The sequence below is a fragment of the Chryseobacterium sp. ERMR1:04 genome (assembly GCF_001297705.1).
Taxonomy (GTDB): Bacteria; Bacteroidota; Bacteroidia; order Flavobacteriales; family Weeksellaceae; genus Chryseobacterium.
Map to the genome: position 1 here is coordinate 1084947 of NZ_LIRF01000003.1, position 18019 is coordinate 1102965.

14 protein-coding genes are annotated in these 18019 nt (G+C 32.8%); 6 read left to right on the forward strand and 8 right to left on the reverse strand.

Features of this window, described 5'->3' with window-relative positions; all coding sequences use genetic code 11:
• The first annotated feature begins 20 nt into the window (after nt 1–20).
• On the forward strand, nt 21–413 hold the full coding sequence (locus AMQ68_RS05000; protein ID WP_160317971.1) for a transposase family protein: 393 nt from the start codon (nt 21–23) through the stop codon (nt 411–413).
• Nucleotides 414–446: 33 nt separating this feature from the next.
• Here AMQ68_RS05000 and AMQ68_RS05005 read toward each other — a convergent pair whose 3' ends face one another.
• The 3 genes from AMQ68_RS05005 to AMQ68_RS05015 all read right to left on the reverse strand — a co-directional run bounded on the left by AMQ68_RS05005 (nt 447) and on the right by AMQ68_RS05015 (nt 7543).
• Nucleotides 447–3113, reverse strand: a complete 2667-nt coding sequence (locus tag AMQ68_RS05005) for a S9 family peptidase (protein WP_054509490.1) — start codon at nt 3111–3113, stop codon at nt 447–449.
• Entirely contained in the window at nt 3100–4470 is a 1371-nt protein-coding gene (locus AMQ68_RS05010) for a RagB/SusD family nutrient uptake outer membrane protein (RefSeq protein ID WP_123905615.1), read from the reverse strand. Before AMQ68_RS05010 ends, AMQ68_RS05005 begins: the two co-directional genes overlap by 14 nt.
• 61 nt (nt 4471–4531) lie before the next feature.
• Entirely contained in the window at nt 4532–7543 is a 3012-nt protein-coding gene (locus AMQ68_RS05015) for a SusC/RagA family TonB-linked outer membrane protein (RefSeq protein WP_054509492.1), read from the reverse strand.
• Nucleotides 7544–8202: 659 nt separating this feature from the next.
• Here AMQ68_RS05015 and AMQ68_RS05020 point away from each other — a divergent pair.
• Complete coding sequence (locus AMQ68_RS05020; protein WP_054509493.1) at nt 8203–8499, forward strand: helix-turn-helix transcriptional regulator; 297 nt, start codon at nt 8203–8205, stop codon at nt 8497–8499.
• Between the two features lie 105 nt (nt 8500–8604).
• Here AMQ68_RS05020 and AMQ68_RS25910 read toward each other — a convergent pair whose 3' ends face one another.
• On the reverse strand, nt 8605–8661 hold the full coding sequence (locus tag AMQ68_RS25910) for a hypothetical protein (RefSeq protein ID WP_369678620.1): 57 nt from the start codon (nt 8659–8661) through the stop codon (nt 8605–8607).
• A 720-nt stretch (nt 8662–9381) separates the two neighbouring features.
• On the opposite strand from AMQ68_RS25910, the gene AMQ68_RS05030 reads away from it, so the two are divergent.
• Nucleotides 9382–9606 (forward strand): hypothetical protein, encoded by a 225-nt coding sequence (locus AMQ68_RS05030; RefSeq protein ID WP_054509495.1) that lies wholly within the window; start codon nt 9382–9384, stop codon nt 9604–9606.
• Nucleotides 9607–10217: 611 nt separating this feature from the next.
• A complete protein-coding gene (locus tag AMQ68_RS25270) occupies nt 10218–10379 on the forward strand; it encodes a hypothetical protein (RefSeq protein ID WP_160317975.1) in 162 nt (53 codons plus the stop codon).
• 181 nt (nt 10380–10560) lie between these two features.
• Here AMQ68_RS25270 and AMQ68_RS05035 read toward each other — a convergent pair whose 3' ends face one another.
• Nucleotides 10561–11448 (reverse strand): hypothetical protein, encoded by an 888-nt coding sequence (locus tag AMQ68_RS05035; protein ID WP_054509496.1) that lies wholly within the window; start codon nt 11446–11448, stop codon nt 10561–10563.
• 619 nt (nt 11449–12067) lie between these two features.
• The gene (locus AMQ68_RS05040; protein WP_054509497.1) at nt 12068–13366 is read right to left on the reverse strand and encodes a DUF3945 domain-containing protein; all 1299 of its coding nucleotides are present in this window, start codon (nt 13364–13366) and stop codon (nt 12068–12070) included.
• Between the two features lie 412 nt (nt 13367–13778).
• Between AMQ68_RS05040 and AMQ68_RS05045 the strand changes: the two genes are divergently transcribed.
• On the forward strand, nt 13779–14138 hold the full coding sequence (locus AMQ68_RS05045; RefSeq protein ID WP_054509498.1) for a hypothetical protein: 360 nt from the start codon (nt 13779–13781) through the stop codon (nt 14136–14138).
• A gap of 427 nt (nt 14139–14565) precedes the next feature.
• Nucleotides 14566–15171, forward strand: coding sequence for a recombinase family protein (locus AMQ68_RS05050; protein WP_054509499.1), 606 nt, complete (start codon nt 14566–14568; stop codon nt 15169–15171).
• Nucleotides 15172–15387: 216 nt separating this feature from the next.
• Here AMQ68_RS05050 and AMQ68_RS05055 read toward each other — a convergent pair whose 3' ends face one another.
• Nucleotides 15388–15588 carry a bacteriocin gene (locus tag AMQ68_RS05055; protein ID WP_054509500.1) on the reverse strand — a complete coding sequence of 67 codons (201 nt, stop codon included), beginning with the start codon at nt 15586–15588 and terminating at the stop codon, nt 15388–15390.
• An 811-nt stretch (nt 15589–16399) separates the two neighbouring features.
• Nucleotides 16400–17926, reverse strand: coding sequence for a hypothetical protein (locus AMQ68_RS05060; protein WP_054509501.1), 1527 nt, complete (start codon nt 17924–17926; stop codon nt 16400–16402).
• Nucleotides 17927–18019: the final 93 nt, after the last annotated feature.

Sequence of the window (18019 nt, forward strand, 5' to 3'; positions counted from 1 at the left end):
TATTAATCATCGGGTGTATTTTGACAGGATTAATCAAAGGGATTAGCTTTGCTGTAGGCACTGTTCATGATTTTCAGATGTTTAAAAACCAATCGTTTGAAATGGCTAAGGATATTACCATCTTAGCAGATTTAGGTTTTTTAGGAATTCAAAAGATTCATGGAAACAGTATTATTCCACACAAAAAATCGAAATATAAACCACTTACCGAGCAACAAAAGGATGAAAATAAAAAGCAGGCTTCCAAGAGGGTAATGATAGAACATATCAATAGAGATTGTAAAATATTCAGAATTTGCAGCAGTAAATATCGTGGAAAACACAAAAACTATGATAAAAATTGGAGACTAATTACTGCTATCGTCAACCTGAAAAGAACAACAAGAAATTTAAAAATGACAGAGTTTAATTAGGAAAGATATCTGCTACATAACACTACTATTTTTTTATTGCTGGAATCCCTTCTTTATTTGTTTATTAATCCACGAGATTTCCTTTTTATCTTTCAAAAAATAATCCAACCATTCCAATACTCTTCGGTGCAGATCTCTTCTTTCTTCAGTGTTGGGTTCAAGGTCATGACCTTTCTCAGGATAGAATAAAGCAATGACCTCTTTTTTATTTCTTCTCAGTCCAACATAAAATTCCATCCCCTGATCCCAGGCTATATTTTCATCTTTCTTCCCTGCCCATAATAGTATCGGTGCATTAACTTTCTCAACATTATAGATGGGATTATTTCTGACATACAATTCCTTATTTTCACCAAAAGGAATATTCATTTCGTATTGTCCGTTTTCAAACTGCCAGTAAAAAGGACTGCTGAAATTATAGTTGTAAGAAAAATACGACCTTATGATATCACTGTTTCCTGCCCCCGAAATATAAGCTGCAAACCGATCGGAATGCGTGGCGATAAAGTTGGTTTCATATCCTCCGTGAGAATGTCCAATCAATGCCGTTTTATCCATATCTATATTTTGATTTTTGCTTACTTCATCGAGAGCCTCATTCACGCAGTCTAACGCGGATAAACCAGTTCCTGTTTTCGTAAAAACAATATCCGGCATAAGAACAAAATAATCTCTTTTGAGGAGTACCCGAAGATCAAAACCAATAGGGTTATTATATCCCGGGGTCAGATACTGCGTTGCTTCATCACTCTGTACCTGATAAACACGGACCACCATCGGGTATTTCTTTTGGTGGTTAAACCCTATAGGATAATATAAAATTCCTTTTAAAGGCGTTCCCTCTGTATTTTTATAATGAATCATTTCCTGCCTCATTCCTATTGACTCCTGATCTCTCCTATCTTCAAATACCGGATGTTCATTACCCTTTCTTATATTATATACTACAACCTTTGCAGGCATATTAAAAGATTCTTCTACAAAACAAAATTTCTTCCTATCTGCATCATATTTAATATTTTTAATGTTAGCAATTCTTGGGCTTACTACCGTTCTTATGGTATGACCATCCCATTGCACTACGGATACTTCATTATTGACCAGATCAGTCACTTTAACAAGGAGAAAATCTGCATTGGCAATCCTATGCTGAAAAAAATTAAGTCCATCGATCAAGCTCATTTCTTTTTTATTGAGAATCTCAGTCTTTTTGTTCTTGCCCATGTGTAAGGAGTGCAAAGATTCACTCTCAATATGATATTCCCACAGATCATTTTCACTTTCAAAGTAAATCATTTTCTCATCAAAGCTGAATACAGGAGTTTTAAGATCGAAATCCCCTATCCGCTTCTTTATTTGGGTATTCGGGTTATACAACATCCAGTGATTTTTTAAGTCCTGATAAATGAACCAGTTTCCACTTTTAGAACTATAAAGCGAAGGTTTTATGGCATCTAACTGTTGAAAAGTTCCTGTTTTAATGTCATAGAGATGCATATTTATATCGGGAATCCAACTGCCATAATTTTGCAGTTCTGCTTTATTAAAAGCCAGAAAATAACGGGTATTATTGAAACTAGCTATAGATTCAAATTGGTCAGTAGGAATTCTTCTTATCGAATGGTCTTTGGGATACCATACTACATAGTCCCGTTTAACAGTTCCATACTCCATATCCTTCAAGGCTCCGTCATTTCCATACCATATCTCTACATTATTTTTATGTTTTACATACTTTTGAGATTCAATACAATACATTTCTCCATCCTGAATTTCTGTAACTTTAAAAAAATCGGTATCCTGAGCATCCCTCCCCAATGGATACAATGGGGTTTGATTGGCCATAGCATTACTACTGATAAAAATAAGATTCCGTTTATCTGTTGTGTTTTCTTTTTCGGTGATCATCAACTTTTTATCGGAAGGACTTAGTTCAAAACGCTCTATTTTATTCTTTGTGGAAAATAAAACGGTAGGTTCTTTACTCTTTTCATTCGAGTTGTTGTTGTTGTTGTTGTTGTTGTTGTTGTTCTTTTTTCTATAATTGAAATTCTTTTCTCCTTGCTGGGGTTTTGCATTTTCAATCAATATTATTTCACTCCACTCTCCTACTCTTCTTTCTGCATAAACTTTTTGGCGTCCATCCGTGATATAATTGGTTACGTTAGGGACAGACTGTAATAAAGTTCCGTGATAGTCATACACTGTTAAACCTTTATCCTTGCTCAGCATTACAAACTGATTGACGGTCTGTAATGCATCTGTCTTACTGATATTTTCAAATATCTTTCTTTGATGGGTGATCAAATTCCATAACTCGGTCTGTGAATTTCCACGCGCTAAAAGAACATTTGCTTTCAAAAATGTAAGCTGACTCTTTTTGACCAGATAGCCTGCTGTAGCATTTGATCTGTTGGCATCCATTATCATCATCGTATCTGCGTTATAATCATACCATTTCTTTACTGCTATCCATCTTCCATCCGGGGAATAGTCGGTGATATTCAGTTTGAAGAATTTTGACTTCCAGATTTGCATCGTATCCTGATGGGTTGTTGTCTGATTCTTTTTAATCCGATTATCCTTAAAGGAAGAATCTTTTTGTCCAAAAACAGAAGCATAACAAAGCAGCCCTAACAGAAGCATCAGGTAATTTATACCAAACATCATCTTAGCCTTTTGTAGTTTAATACCCTGCATTTTGTGGATTTAAATGTTGGTTTGAAAGCAGTTCGTTTTGTGGTATGGGCCAACGTTGATAAGTATCTTTCCAGTTCTGTTTGACAGTAAGGAGTGTATGCAGTCGGCCCAGTCTTTTTAAGTCTAAAAAGCGGTGTCCCATCTCTGCAAAAAATTCTTTTCTCCGTTCCAACAGGATTTCATCTATTAGCTGTGCTTTAGACAATTGATTGGATAAAGTGCTAAGACCTGCACGTACTCTGGTAGGATTGATATAAGGCAGGGCTTCCTGTAGCTTATTCTGCTGGACTAAGGATTCTGCCAATAGAAAATAAACTTCTTCCAATCTAATAATAACGGAATACTCTGTATTATTAATGATTCTATTCTTATACTTATCCACCCGATACCAGGTATTTCCGTTTACAGTAACAGGAGTGATCCAGTTCAATTTTCTTAGGTCATTACCCGAAAAACTATTCATCAGATCTTCAGAAACAGCATAATTATTAGGAAGGGCATTGGAGAAATAATATAAGATCACTTCCTTCGTAGGATCCCCCGAGTTCTTGGGTTTCAGCTGCCATAGGATATGTTTTTCCGACTTCGTAAAAACTTTGGTGATATCGTTTTCAAACTGATACAAGGGGCTTTGTACAATCCCTTTTAGTACGATTTCTGCATCACTCCACTTTCCCTCCGTCATATATACTTTGGCAAGCAGTAACTGTCCCACTTTACGGTTAGGAAAAATACGTTCTGGATTGCGGTAATCATCAACCAACCAACTGATAGCCTGACTCAGGTCAATTTCTAACCTTGCCGATATTTCTGAAGCCGATGTTTTTGACAGTGTTCGGTTAAGCTGATAATCGGTGCTGACAACATACGGAATATCTCCAAACATCTGTTGCAGATAGAAATACAGCATACTTCTTACCAATAAAGCCTCCCTTTTAATTCTATTTTTTTCTACCGAAGGCAAAGAAGAATGTTCCGCACCCTCTATAATCGAATTGGCAGCATAGATCTTTTCGTAGGCTGAAGACCAATACGAATATATCGCGGTATTGGTATCCACCTGTTGGTTAATATAGATATCATAAGCGCCATTGGTTGCTGTAACGGCATAACAGTTCAGATCATCGGTATAGCTTCCCAATAATTTCCCTGACTGATCTCCTGACAAAGGAGAATTATCCCACAATCCGGCATATAATCCGGCTAAAGCTGCATTCGCAGTCTGTACATCTTCAAATACCTGTTTGGTGTTAATTTGATTATCAGGCATCTGAACTTCTATGAGTTTTTCACAAGAGGTACAGAAGAACTGCACCGCCATGAAAAAGAAAATATATCGTATAATGGATGTTTTCATTTTTAAAGATTTTATTTCGTTGTCGAGAACAACTGTTTTGTTTTACTTTTTTGTGATGATTTTACAGAGTAAACTGTACTCCAAGCGCATAGGTTCTTAAAGGGGGCAGATACCCCAGCGAAAGGAATTCGGGATCCATTCCAAAATAACGGGTCCATGTCATAAGGTTTTGTCCCTGAAAATAGACCTTCACATTTCGGAAAGCAGAATTCTGTAAAGGAATACGATAACTCAGCTGTACATTTTTAAGACGGATGAATGAGGCATCTGAAACAGAAGCCGTACTATTTCTAAAATAGTTTTGTGCTGTGTTTTTAGAACCGTTAGAACCTCCGCTGTACGGCATATAGAATCCACCAGGATGATCAGGGGACCATACATCCAATACCTCAAGGGGTTGATTATTCATTCCTCCGGGAGTGGGCATCAGGCTGTTGTAATTTCTGTTTCTCTGGCTGACAAACTGAAACAGTACAGAAAGATCCCAGTTTTTATAGGTCAAAGTATGACTCCAGCCTCCAAAATATTTTACCCCTATATTTTCAATGACCTTATTATCATCGGGCGAAGAGATTTTTCCGTCCCCATTAAAATCGGTAAATACATACAATCCCGTCTTCGGATCAATTCCTTCCAGCTGATATAATTTTACAATCGTGGTAGGATATCCTATCAGATATTGATTGGCATAGGTAGAACCTTCGAGATCAGGAAAAGACAAGAGTTTGTTTTTAGGAAAACTGAGATTAAAAGAGGTTTCCCATTTAAAGCGATCCGTTTTAATTGGAGAAGCGCTCAGTTCAAGCTCTATTCCTGAATTTTCTACAGTGGCAGGTAGATTGGCAAGGACAGAACCAAAACCTGTCATGGAAGGCAGCTGTACCCCTATGAGCTGATTGCTCGAACGGTTTCTGTACCATGAGCCCGTAACATTGATGCGGTTTTTAAGAAAGCCTAATTCCAATGCAGCTTCGAGTTTTGTCGTTTTCTCCCAACTGTAATCAGGATTATAGAGACGGGATGGCGTGAGTCCGGTAACAGAATTGTAGATCAAAGAAGATACCGTATAGGTATCTAAATATTGATAGTCACCAATGTTATCACTTCCTGCCGTTCCTATACTACCCCGCAGCTTTCCAAAGCTCAGCCATTTTACTTTTTCTAAGAATTTTTCTTTAGAGAATATCCACGCTGCTCCCACCGCTCCGAAATTAGCAAAACGGTTATTGGGTCCAAAACGACTGCTGCCATCTCTACGACCTGTAATGTTCAGGATATACCGATGATCAAACTGATAGTTAATTCTTCCAAAAAAAGCGGCATATCTGTATTCAGTCCGAAACTGATCAGAGATGATCTTCGTTTGCGCCGCACCAATATTCTCAATAAAAACATTGCTTTCAAAGCCAATTCCTACCATAGAACCCTGCTCATTGACCTCTCTCTGAAAGGTTCCCCCTACCAGCACATCTATTTTATGCTTATTATACGCATACTGCCAACCCAGTTGGGGCTCCAGTATTAAAGAAAAACGTTCCTGATTATTTTTTGAAGCGCTTGAATAGGCACTGGATTGCCCTGTTGCAAAAGATGGATTATAAATAGTATTAGGCTGAAGAGCCCTTTCTTCAAGTGTCTGATAATTGATTCCGCCATTGAGCTTGATAATAATATTTTTTACGATTTCGTATTGGGTATTGATATTGGTTAAAAACTGCTTGTTTTCGTTTGAATATGTGCCGTTATATGCAGCAATGGGATTCGTGAAGGTATTATGCTCCCAGTTCAAACTGCCATCCTCATGATATAATGCTGGCGCATTGGGGGATAGAAATAATGATTTCTTGGTGACATCTTCATTAATCACATTGTTTTTCTGCATTGAAAACAGGTTTGATATTTTCAACTGAAAAGCATTGTCTTTAGATCGGTGCGAAATTGTATTGGATAGTGTATTGCTGAGATACTTAAAATCTTTGGCAAAAACGGTAGACTGCTCCTGATGTCCTACACTCAGTAAGAAAGTGGTGGTTTCATTTCCTCCTGTTAAGGAAAGCTGCGTGGAAGAAGAACTGGCGGTATTTCCAATCAGTTCCTTTTGCCAATCCGTCTCTCTTTTCTGATTCCATACACCATTGACATCATAGGCCGTAGCAGGATAATTTGTTATCCCATCATTCGCATATCCCTGTCTCCGCATATCCAAATATTGAGAAGTACTCAGCATTTTCATTTTCGAGAGTACCTGACTCAGCCCATAGGTCGTATTAAAACTAAGTCCTACCTTTCCGGACTTGCCTTTTTTAGTTGTTACCAATACCACTCCATTGGCTCCTCTTGAACCATAAATCGCAGTAGCATCTGCATCTTTCAAAATTTCAATGCTTTCAATATCCTGTGGATTAATACTGTTGAGCGGGTTCATGCTGTGTCCGGGCAGGATCTGTGTCGAATACAGAGAGTTCATTTCACCCCCGATCGGCATACCGTCTACGACATACAGGGGTTGATTTCCATCAATATCACTATTGCTTTTATTTCGAAGACTATTCCTTCCCCTGATCTGAATATCATAGCCTCCTCCCGGAACGCCCGAGTTTTGCGTAATACTCACCCCTGCCATCCTTCCCTGCGCCGCAGAAAGCACATTTGTTACAGGCTGATTCTCGATATCCTTTGCGGAAACCTTCGCAATACTCCCCGTGCGTTCCTTATCCTTAACCTTATAATAGCCTGCATTCACAACCACTTCCTCAATCCCCGACATCCTCTCCAACAAAGAGACATTAATAAGCCTTCTATCATCCACCTCAACCCTTTGCTGCGGATAATCAGGATGCCGAAAAATCAAAACAGGATTTTTCCCTTTGATTTGCAACTGGTAAATACCTTGAATAGTGGTAACTGTGACCTGATCACTCCCCTCCTGTGATACACTAACTCCCGAAAGAGGCAGATCTCCTGCAGTAACTTTCCCCGTAACGGTCTTGGTCTGAGCTTTTATGTGACCGCAAACAAGGGTCAACATAAAAGCAAAGCCAATACTTCCTATAGTATTATAGGATTTTTTCATAGTTTTGTTATGTTTTTAATTAAACGATTCAATAATTACGGCTCCTTCCTAGGTCTCAAACTATATGGAAGGGGCTTTTTTTATTAAATACTTTTGATTCTATTCCATTTTTTATATTATCACTCCAGAATTCATGTATTTGAAAACAATACTTTCCTTTGGTACCCTTTGTCCTGAAAAAAGACATATAAAATCTTTAAACAGTAATCAAAAGGCACCGGAAAGCCTAATTAATATGAATGAAATTTATGTTCCCGTGAAAGCTTATTAAAGCCGCAATGGATTGTACAGGCCCATTGTATCGTGTCGTTTGATACTATATTTTGTAAAGCGGGCTTAGGAAGTAGAGATAGCGGACTGCATTGGAAATAAAACGGCGTGGGACTCTACTTACCGGATTGGGGTACTGGTATACCTGACAACGATAAGAGAGCCCACGCCTAGGTCGTGAGCATCTTGCTTATCCTCTCGTTGTCTAAAAATTACCAGTTTTCAATCCGAGATTCTAAGCGAATAGCTTCTAATATTTTGTTGAAGTATCGCAAAGTTACATTTATTGTAACCTATTTTACAAATATAAGAAAAATACCCTTATCATTTGCTTTAGCGAACGGAATTTTTCATTTTAATCTTTTCTTTTGATAAAGATTTTATTAAAAATGCAGGATAAAGAAGTTTTAAATAGAAAAAATGCGCTTGTTAATAAACATTTATGCAATTTTATTGAAAGTAAATTTCTACGTGAATATCGTAATCAACACGATGAAATTATTTCACAAAATGAATATGCTAAACTTTGTGGAATAACATCTTCTACAATTTCGAAGTTGAAACTACCAGAAGGTTATAATATACCAATGTCAACAATTTATAATATACTTAGATACGAGTGTTATTCATTAGAAAAATTCTTTAAAGAATTTGAAAATGTTAAAGGCATAAATATCCCTAATTAAAGTACCCACTGTATTTAGGTTTTTTTTACTTTCGGTTTTTTTATATTATTAATTATAGTTGTTACAGAACCTGCATTGAATGCAGAACCTTACTCTTCTACATTTTTATTTCTTTGATTCTTCAACAGAAAATTTTCTGAAGTTCTTGAAGAGCTTATTGATTTCCTGGCTCTTGTTCCTGACGCTTTGTTTCCTTTTTCAGATTGATAAGAACAAAAATTTTAATTGATGGAAGACCTATGACTCAACAATACTTGAATAATGATATTTCGGAAAAATATAATAAATCTTGGAATAGTGCAAGAGAAGAAATACTACCCAATACCATTTTAGAAAATTTGGATTTAATATCTGATTATTTTAAAATAGAGATTGATGATTTTTTTCAATTAGTAAAAAATATTACTAAAAAGAAATAGATGATACAATAAGCGGGAAAATCAGATTAAATACTCTTTATAAAGAAATATAATCTTAACTCTCTTTAAGATTATTTCTTATTTTTCAATTTCTTTATAATATCAATCAAAACATTGCTGAACAACTTGTCCTGTTTTCTTTAAATTATTTTCTGGTCTTATCACATTATTTCTTAGCTTGATAAAAATAATTGACAATACAATTATGCTAAAAATTTTTAGTGCTTTCATATATGTGTTTTTTATAATTATATACCTTACTTTTTTGACAGTTTATACTAATTTTCATATGATAGAATTTGTAAATTTGGATGTAAATATCAATTCTAGCACTCCAAAATACACCATACCATCACAGATTACAATAGAAATACACAAAATATCACAATGATAATTAAATGTGTTGAAGATAATCTAAAAGTCTATAAATTTAGCAAAGTATTAATCAATAAATACAAACGTTATGAAAAATTTTAAAAAAATTAGCAGAAACGAAATGAAAAGTATCTCAGCTGGTGTACAAACTTCATTTTTTCTTAACACTTATAATTATGATTGCATGCATCAAAGTTGGAATAACCTTGATTATCAAACAATCATTAATGGTTCGGCACCTGTAAACATTCAGGGACATGTAGATGTTGGTCCAATAAAAACAGATTTTACATGGTTTTGTCAAGATTCATAAAGTGTTTTGTACGATTCTATAATTAGAATGTGAAGGTAAATCCAAAGGCCATTTTACAAATAGTGAGATGGCTTCTTTTTATACCTTTATATACTATATTTTTATCCCTATCTAGTATGCTTATGTCTATGTCAATTTAAATTTTGTCACTACTTAACTGCGGAACTTCTCTACATGTTTCAAATAATTGCACCGTTGAGGAAAATGTTATAATTTAATTGTAAACACATTTAATATTTTGAATTCGATTTCATCAATAGTTTCAATTGTCTTGGTCTATGTAAAATAAAAATATTGACTTCTTACAAACTTATAGTAAACTAACATAGCATCTCCTCTATAAAAGCCCCATATAAATCAAATAGATTATCGTTTAATCATAACATATTTATTTAAAACTTTAACTTTCAGATATTTATACACATTCACATAAAAAGGGAATTAATATCGACAGCTGCACAAAGACCTCCTTATCACTCAGAAATCAGCTTTATTTCTGCTAAATCGAATTAGATATAAATTTAATAAGGATCATATTGTAGTTTTTGACAGCGATACACAGGCTGACGAGACTTATGTAGGTAGTGGAGCCCATAAAATGAATAATCAACATGTCCAATACACAAGATCAGTTTTTAAAGATAAAAACACCCTTGTTTGGTCTTGTTTCCAATGGAACTATTTTTACCAAAGTAATACCCAATACAAAAATAAATTCAGAAATAAATTCAACTTTACCCAATTCAAAACCTGTATTATATGATGTTATTTAATTTTTGTCAAAGTATAAGGGTGTTCTTGATGTGTATTTTTTATGATTAAAGGAATTTAGCATTATTACTATTTCACATTCTTTGGTATCAAGTTTTAACATGGTATTTTATTTCCTTCAAAAATATTACTATTAACCGAAACAAATAAAGAACCCTGGCAAATTTGCGTGGGCTCTTTGTTTTAATGTTGTGCCTGCTGTATTTTGTAAGGACTTGGTAAACCAACTGATGCTTGTGACCAATCTATTTCATCTTCCCCACTATTGTAAGATTCTGGTGATGTAAGTATATTCATCCAATCATGACCTTCTTTAAAGACAATTCCTTGTTTATCATTATCTAAGTGTACATTTTTATTTTCAACAATTACAGGGATTTCGAAGATTTCAATATTATCTTCAATTGGCTTATTATAAGGAACAAAAAATGTGCTTTTTATTGACTTATCATTAATCGTGTAAAAGGTATTTTTAAAAAATAAATCTTCACGTATATCAAGTTTCATTATATTTTTAATCTTACCATTCTTTGCTGAACCGTAATAATTACAATTTGCATTGTCATAGAAATAGAATTCACCGTCTAATCTACCATCCTTAAAATTTACAGTATACTTAGGAAATTTAAGTTTATCATCAATGCTTGTTAACCGCCCATCACTATACACTAATTTTATTTTCGTCCATTTATTATCAGCATTTAAGTATGTATAGGCTTGTACGCCATTGAAGCTACCATCATCACTATAATTAAGGACTTTTTGTATTATATCTCCATTCATAAAAGGTTGTGCCATATATACCAATTTATTATTGTGGTAATATCTAATAAGTTCAACACTTGCGTCGCTTCGATATTGGATGCTAATTCCATGCAATTGACCTTTTTCATTATATTCAGTAATGTTGTTTATCCGTTTAGTGAAATTATTTACATTTTTAACCGTTTTAGCTAGTTTAACTAAATTGGATTTGTTGAAATATGGTAGATCAGCATTGTAAAGCTTAACTTGTGCATCGGCACTTATCATTGAAAAAATAAAGGTTATTGATAAGATAATTTTTTTCATGGTTTTTGATTTTTTAGTTTGCAAAAGTACTATGTGAAATGATGATTTCCTTACGGCTTACCGTAATTCGATTGAACGTAAATTGATTTAAGTACTTCTACCCTCTATGAAGAAAATTATTATACTTATTTAAAAAAGAAAGCGTGAGGGTAACTTATCTGAGCTCTTTTAGACAGGATTTACTTCTAATTTAATTAATATTTATAAAATGAAAGTTAAAAATTTTTCAGCAGATATTGCAAAAGTTTTTATAATTACTATTTTAGAAATGTCAGAATTTATTAATAAACAAGAAAGGCTCATCTATCGATGAGCCTAGCATTTAAAAAAACATTAAAGTCTCGCACAGTGTGAACACAGAGGTTTACCACCTGTTCCACTGCGTTTGTTTACTGTTTCGATGTTATTACCCTCTGTACATTTCGTGTCGTTGTGATGTACATTTTGCTTAATACTGTAAAAAGCTGCTGTTTTTGACATAAATATTTTTTCATGTTAACCCTGTAAAAATGAACATAAAAACAACACAGTATTTACGGGAATCCTCATCTCCATTTTTTATTTATAATAAAAATACATCTAAGAAAAAACATATAAAAACCACACGGTCTATATAACATCAAAGTTTCCTTCCTTTCGAGGGAACATCACTCTTACTAATCTTTTCCTTCTCCTCATTCCTAAACGAAAAATCCAACCTCCCCTTCACCTTATCAAACCTCAAGTACCCCTGATACTTCTTCCCGTTCCCATCAACCAATCCATCAACATACGCCGTCTCCCCTGCCTTTAATCTATCCATCTGCCACAAACGAAGCCTACTCCCTCTAAATACAGTCGGAACTTCAACCTTCCCTCTAATCCCTAAATCTCCAAACCTCAGACTCTTAATATTCTTCTTAAATAAAAACTCTACATACCCTTTATCTGCATTAAACTGTACATTCGAATTAAACAAAGTTCCCTTCTTAGACAACATATTTTCAATAAACAAAACTTTCCCTTCTTTAAGGGTTTTCTTTTGTACTTCATTCAAAGTCACCCCACAAATTACCAACGGAACTTTAATAGATCCCGATCTCCAAGCCACCAGTTCATTAGTTAGCCGATCTCTGCTAATCACCGAAGGAATCACCTCATCTGTCTTAGGATTAACCAAATTAACAATCCTCCCCATATTTCCTGTTTCAAAAAGTTTCTTTTTATCTTCTACCGTAAATATATGTCCAAAGAATGCATTATTAAGATCAGGCACTTTACGGATTCCATGAATACAGGGTTCCACTTCTCCAACATCATTACATTGAAGTGAAAGCCTTGCATCCATTATAGTAACTGCTTTACCAAAATTAATCTTAACAGGAATGAGATGAGGCGTTTTATATCCTTTGAGTAAAGGCTCCAGTGCATTCAGTTTTTCAAGCTTTTCCTGATTCAGTCCAAACTTTTCCATAATCCCCCAATTAATCTGCTCAATCTGATACCGATAAGGAGGTCCGATTTTATTAGAATCAAAAGATTGAGCAACAGACTGAACAGTTCGGTCTTTTACCGCATCTATTGATACCTCATATTCTTTAAGTCCTTCCTTTTCATCGTTTGATGCATTCGTAACATAAGCCTGCAGCTCCTTAGCAGTTTCAACAGCATCATATTCCGTTACTTTAAAAAAAGAAAAATCAGATGGGTTTTTCAGCTGATTATAGAAATCCGAAAAGAATTTAGCAAACGACTCATCATTAGCTTCAATATGAAGAACTTCACCATAACCTTTATGTTGAGTCAATACTTCCTTTAACTGACCTTGAGAATCTACGCCATTAACAAGTCCAATTGTATTATTCTTATGATGTAATACGAGTAAAGTATCCCCTACTTTCTGTATAGCCTCTGTGTCATGAGTTTTGTTTTTTTCCATAGCTTCATATAATGAGGCTATAAATTATAAACCAATAGTACCTATTGAAAACAGATAGCAGGCAATGGCTTTACTTGACAGTGAATGTCACGGTTAATATAGAAAACAGTAGAACTCCCATCTTTTATTATACAAATGAATGTTATTTAATATTATATCAAGATTTTATAATGATAAGAACAGAATTAACAATTTTGTAAAGTTTCGGATAAATACAACCTTAAAAATATGAAGTTAGATCAGATCTAAAAAATAATACAAAATATCCTCCGAGTGTCCATCCTGCCATTTACAAGACTCAATATGGGTATACCTAAAGCCAAATTTTGGGGTACAAACTCATGTGATAAATCTGGGCTTTATTTATTTTGAATTCTTTTAGCTTCTTCCTAAATTTGCAAAAAATAAATTGATGAATTATACCCTTGAACTCAATACCCAGAAACAAGGCTCTAATATTGTTTTTAATACTATCATTTTTGATGCATTCAAAGTGAATATTGTTGAAAGATATACAGGGAAAATGCGATTTAATCAAAAACTTAGTCACATTTTATTTAAGGTTAGAACACTGAATAATGATATCATAACCACAAGAAATGGACATTTAAGGATAAAGATTAAAAACGATGAATTTGATACCTATCAAAAATTAATTAATGTTATCAATTCTTATGATTACAAAAACAAACTGATTAACAGAAAAACTGCTGACCAGGATTATGTTCATTTTATGTTGGGATTAGTGATTTCTAATTATCAGCTTAGTTAATATTTTTCATCTGCACCTTCTACTTTCAGAATCAGCAATTAATTTCTATACTATTAAAAAAACATCGCTTCTTTTATCATTAGATATCAAATCTCTGTAGAGGAAAAACTACCCTACCTTCAGATTAATGTAAGAGTAAATATCGACCTATGGCGTGGTAAAGATTATCTTAATTATATTTCTTAAAAAAAACATTCCATTGATCATCAGAAAACTCTTTAAGATTAAATATTTTTATAAAATCATCTTCTAAATTTTTATTTTTCACTGAACTAGATTTATAAAAGCTCATATAGAAAACGGTGGTATTTTGAGATTTTTTAAAATATGGATTTCAAATTTTTTTTTAAAATTCGCTTTCTCAAAATCTCGTATCATTAAACAAAGTTTCATAAATTTACGGAGTATGAGTTTAATGTAACAAAATATGAAAATTGGATATGCAAGGGTTTCGACCAAAGACCAAAATTTGGATTTGCAAATTGAAGCTTTAGAAAAAGTAGGTTGCGAGAAAATTTATCAAGAGAAAATTTCTGGCGAAACAAAAAATCGTCCCGAACTTGATAAAATGATTGAACAGTTCAGAGAAGGTGATGAACTTTATGTTTGGCGACTTGATCGATTAGGAAGAAGTCTAAAACACATTATTGATTTAGTTTTAAGTGTAAATGAGAAAGGTATCATTATAAAAGGTCTTGTTGATGGTGTAGATACTTCTACGATTAATGGTCGACTATTTTTAAATTTGATGGCTTCTTTAGCTGAATATGAACGAGAATTAATAAGAGAAAGAACCAATGCCGGATTACAATTTGCAAGAGCTAGAGGACGGACTGGAGGTAGACCAAAGGGGTATGCGAAGGAAACAATCTCGAAACTTTTGATTATGCGTATTATTTATAAAGATCCAACCAAAACTCCAGAAGAAATTTATAAGCCACTTGAACTAACAAGGGCAACATTTTATAGGTATGCTAAAGTTCTTGACAATCATACTGATGAAGAAATTAAAAAAATGTCGAACAAAAAATAATAATTAATAATTTTGAAAGGTCATATGCTACTAATGTGTTCTTAATATGGCCACTCCTCAAGCAAAATGAAAAAACCCATATAAATCGTCTGATTTGAAACGATATATATGGGTTATTGCCATAATTCATGTTTAGGAGATGTCTTTCCTGAATACAACAGACTGGAATCCTTCAATTAGGGCATAAAATAGTACCTTAGACAGACGGCAACTCACCTACAACTGTAATATCCCCCCATCATGTGGACGATAATCACCTATAATTGGTTTTCCTTCAAGCTCTATTCTAAATGCTTCAAAGCTAGTTATAGATACTACTGTCGTCAATCCTCCACCTACAATCTTTTTCAACTGATTATCTTTAAGTTGCTTGAAATTTTTAGTTTCGGATTTGTTTGACTTTTTTAAATTTTTCATAATAAAAATTTTATTGGGTTAATGCTATAGTAAAGATATTACTTGCTAACATTAAATCCCAATGGCTTTATTGAAAAAACAATTTTATGAATGCTGTTGTGATATATTGTAATGATTTGGTATATTATGTGATGATTTGTGAGCTATTTCAAGATTACATGATTGATATATGTTGTTTCTCATGAGTTTTTTTTCGTAAAAAAGGAGGATTTATAGAACTGTAGAAGATCGTATTTATGTAGAAAATTCGTATAATGACAAAATTGCAAGAAAAATATTATTTTTCAAGAGCCTGTTTAAATATTATTCAATAATATTTTTATAGCAGATAATGTGACCATGTTCTCGGAATTTTCCATTAGTAATTCATAACTTTAGTAAAGCCTTCTGTCATTATCAAACTAATAAAAGGTTCTTTTAATAATTTATCTAATGAGGTTCCCGTAAATAAATTTAATTTTTAAAGTATAATGTTAAAGATTAAAACCAAATTATTATACTTTTCAAATAATAAAAAAACTGATTAATGAAGGTCTTTTATTGACAGAAATAAGTCAAAAATTAAGATGTAATGAATCAGATATAATTGATGATTTCAATTAGTATAGTGCAAAAAATATTATATAATCTCAAAAAATGATGAAAGAAAAGGAACTTAGTATATATACTAAGTTAGTGTATAGTAAAATTTAGACATAAGATTTTTATTGATTTTAACAATGTAGACAAATGTGACTTTTTGTATACATTAAAGTAGTTTATTTCTATATAAAGTGAATTGTTGAATGTATGCATGACAAAATTTTAAACGCTAATTTGTCATAGACAATACAATATATAACTCATCCTGATTTTTAAGGCTAATTTTTCTATTGATTCTGTATCTTCTTGCTTCGGCAGCACGAGTACTACAATTCGTATATTGAGCAATCTCTTTAATCCTAAAATTCATTTTCAAGAGTGAACAAAAGTTTAAATCAGCTATATTAAGATCTGGATATTGATCTTTAAGGGATCTGTAAAAATCAGGATATGCTCTCTGAAATTCAATATAAAAGCTGTTAACATTTTCTTTAGCCAAAGCAACTAATTTTTTTGTAATAACAGAATCATCATATAACATACTCGCTTTAATATTGCGCATATCTAAATTTTCTTGAAGAAGTTCACAATTACTATTAATTTCTTGTATAGGTAACTCTTCTAGAATAGTTTGTAATTTATCTTCTCTTAAATACTTCTTATAATAAAATAGTAAATAGAATAAGCTACCAAAAGCAATTATACAAATAATAATAGTTAAAGGTATGTTTTGAAGTTTCACTTTTTTATTTTCCTCCATTGCATTTATATTAATAGTATTAATCAGTCGTATATTTTCTACTTTCTTCTGTTCTAGACTGATACTATCACGACAATGATTACTCTTTTTGGAAAAAATAATGGCACTTTCAAAATCTTTTAATTCCTCATACGAAGCAGAGAGAAGACCGTACATCTCATAAAGTTTATAAGGATTGCCTTTTGCTTTTATAATACCCTCATTGAGATAATAAATTGCTTCTTTATACTTTTTTGAATTAGAGGCAATGCTTGCTTTTATTATTAAACTTTGAATTATTAATGATTCATCAGGAAATGATGTAAGAAGCCTATCAATTTCAGATACATAATGACTTGCGTCTTCTAACCTTCCAAAGTAAGAAAGAGTAAAAGCGAGTGACTCTAAAGTATAAATTACTGTTATTTTTTTTAACCTATGTGTATCATTTATTTGTAATATCTTAGAATAAGCATTTTTTTTAAATGCTATAATTTCATTTAATTTATGCTCTGAATTTTCACTAGCTTCAATTAAATCAGCCTTACCTAAAAGAATGTATATATGATTAATTTCCTTATCTATCTTTGAAGTCACAGAAATATTATATTCCTCAGCTTTTTTTAAAATTTGCTCTGGAATAATAGTATTCTTTAATTGCAATAAAATACATTGATATAATAACAAAAATCTACATAACATATTCTTGTCGTTATTTGCTTTAGCCAAATTCATTCCCTCATTTACTTTAGCTAAAGACGCCTCATTATTTCCATTAAAATAATAAATTCTGGATTCTTCAAAAATTGAATTAATCTGACCTATATACGACCCGGCTTCACGAGATATATAATACAGGCGGGTAATATTTCGAAGAGAAACATCTTGATTTATAACTCCTGTTTGATAATTTAGTTGAATTAATTTACTTATACTGTCAATTTTTCTATTTTTTGCATCTATAGTATTAAAAAAGACAAAACAAATAGGAACTAATGTTATCGCAATTTTATTCATGGTTATTTGTGATAGTTTGGTTAAACAATACTTCTAATTTACATAGAGATTTTATATTATTTTACATACAAGCACAAAATATGATAATTTTAA

Excerpts from the sequence above, each read along its gene's own strand:
- AMQ68_RS05020 (WP_054509493.1), top strand. The coding sequence starts at position 8,203 with ATGCAGGATAAAGAAGTTTTAAATAGAAAAAATGCGCTTGTTAATAAA.
- AMQ68_RS25270 (WP_160317975.1), top strand. The coding sequence starts at position 10,218 with ATGTCCAATACACAAGATCAGTTTTTAAAGATAAAAACACCCTTGTTT.
- AMQ68_RS05055 (WP_054509500.1), bottom strand. The coding sequence starts at position 15,588 with ATGAAAAATTTAAAAAAGTCAAACAAATCCGAAACTAAAAATTTCAAG.
- AMQ68_RS05015 (WP_054509492.1), bottom strand. The coding sequence starts at position 7,543 with ATGAAAAAATCCTATAATACTATAGGAAGTATTGGCTTTGCTTTTATG.
- AMQ68_RS05045 (WP_054509498.1), top strand. The coding sequence starts at position 13,779 with ATGAATTATACCCTTGAACTCAATACCCAGAAACAAGGCTCTAATATT.
- AMQ68_RS05030 (WP_054509495.1), top strand. The coding sequence starts at position 9,382 with ATGAAAAATTTTAAAAAAATTAGCAGAAACGAAATGAAAAGTATCTCA.
- AMQ68_RS05040 (WP_054509497.1), bottom strand. The coding sequence starts at position 13,366 with ATGGAAAAAAACAAAACTCATGACACAGAGGCTATACAGAAAGTAGGG.
- AMQ68_RS05005 (WP_054509490.1), bottom strand. The coding sequence starts at position 3,113 with ATGCAGGGTATTAAACTACAAAAGGCTAAGATGATGTTTGGTATAAAT.
- AMQ68_RS05050 (WP_054509499.1), top strand. The coding sequence starts at position 14,566 with ATGAAAATTGGATATGCAAGGGTTTCGACCAAAGACCAAAATTTGGAT.
- AMQ68_RS05060 (WP_054509501.1), bottom strand. The coding sequence starts at position 17,926 with ATGAATAAAATTGCGATAACATTAGTTCCTATTTGTTTTGTCTTTTTT.
- AMQ68_RS05035 (WP_054509496.1), bottom strand. The coding sequence starts at position 11,448 with ATGAAAAAAATTATCTTATCAATAACCTTTATTTTTTCAATGATAAGT.
- AMQ68_RS05010 (WP_123905615.1), bottom strand. The coding sequence starts at position 4,470 with ATGAAAACATCCATTATACGATATATTTTCTTTTTCATGGCGGTGCAG.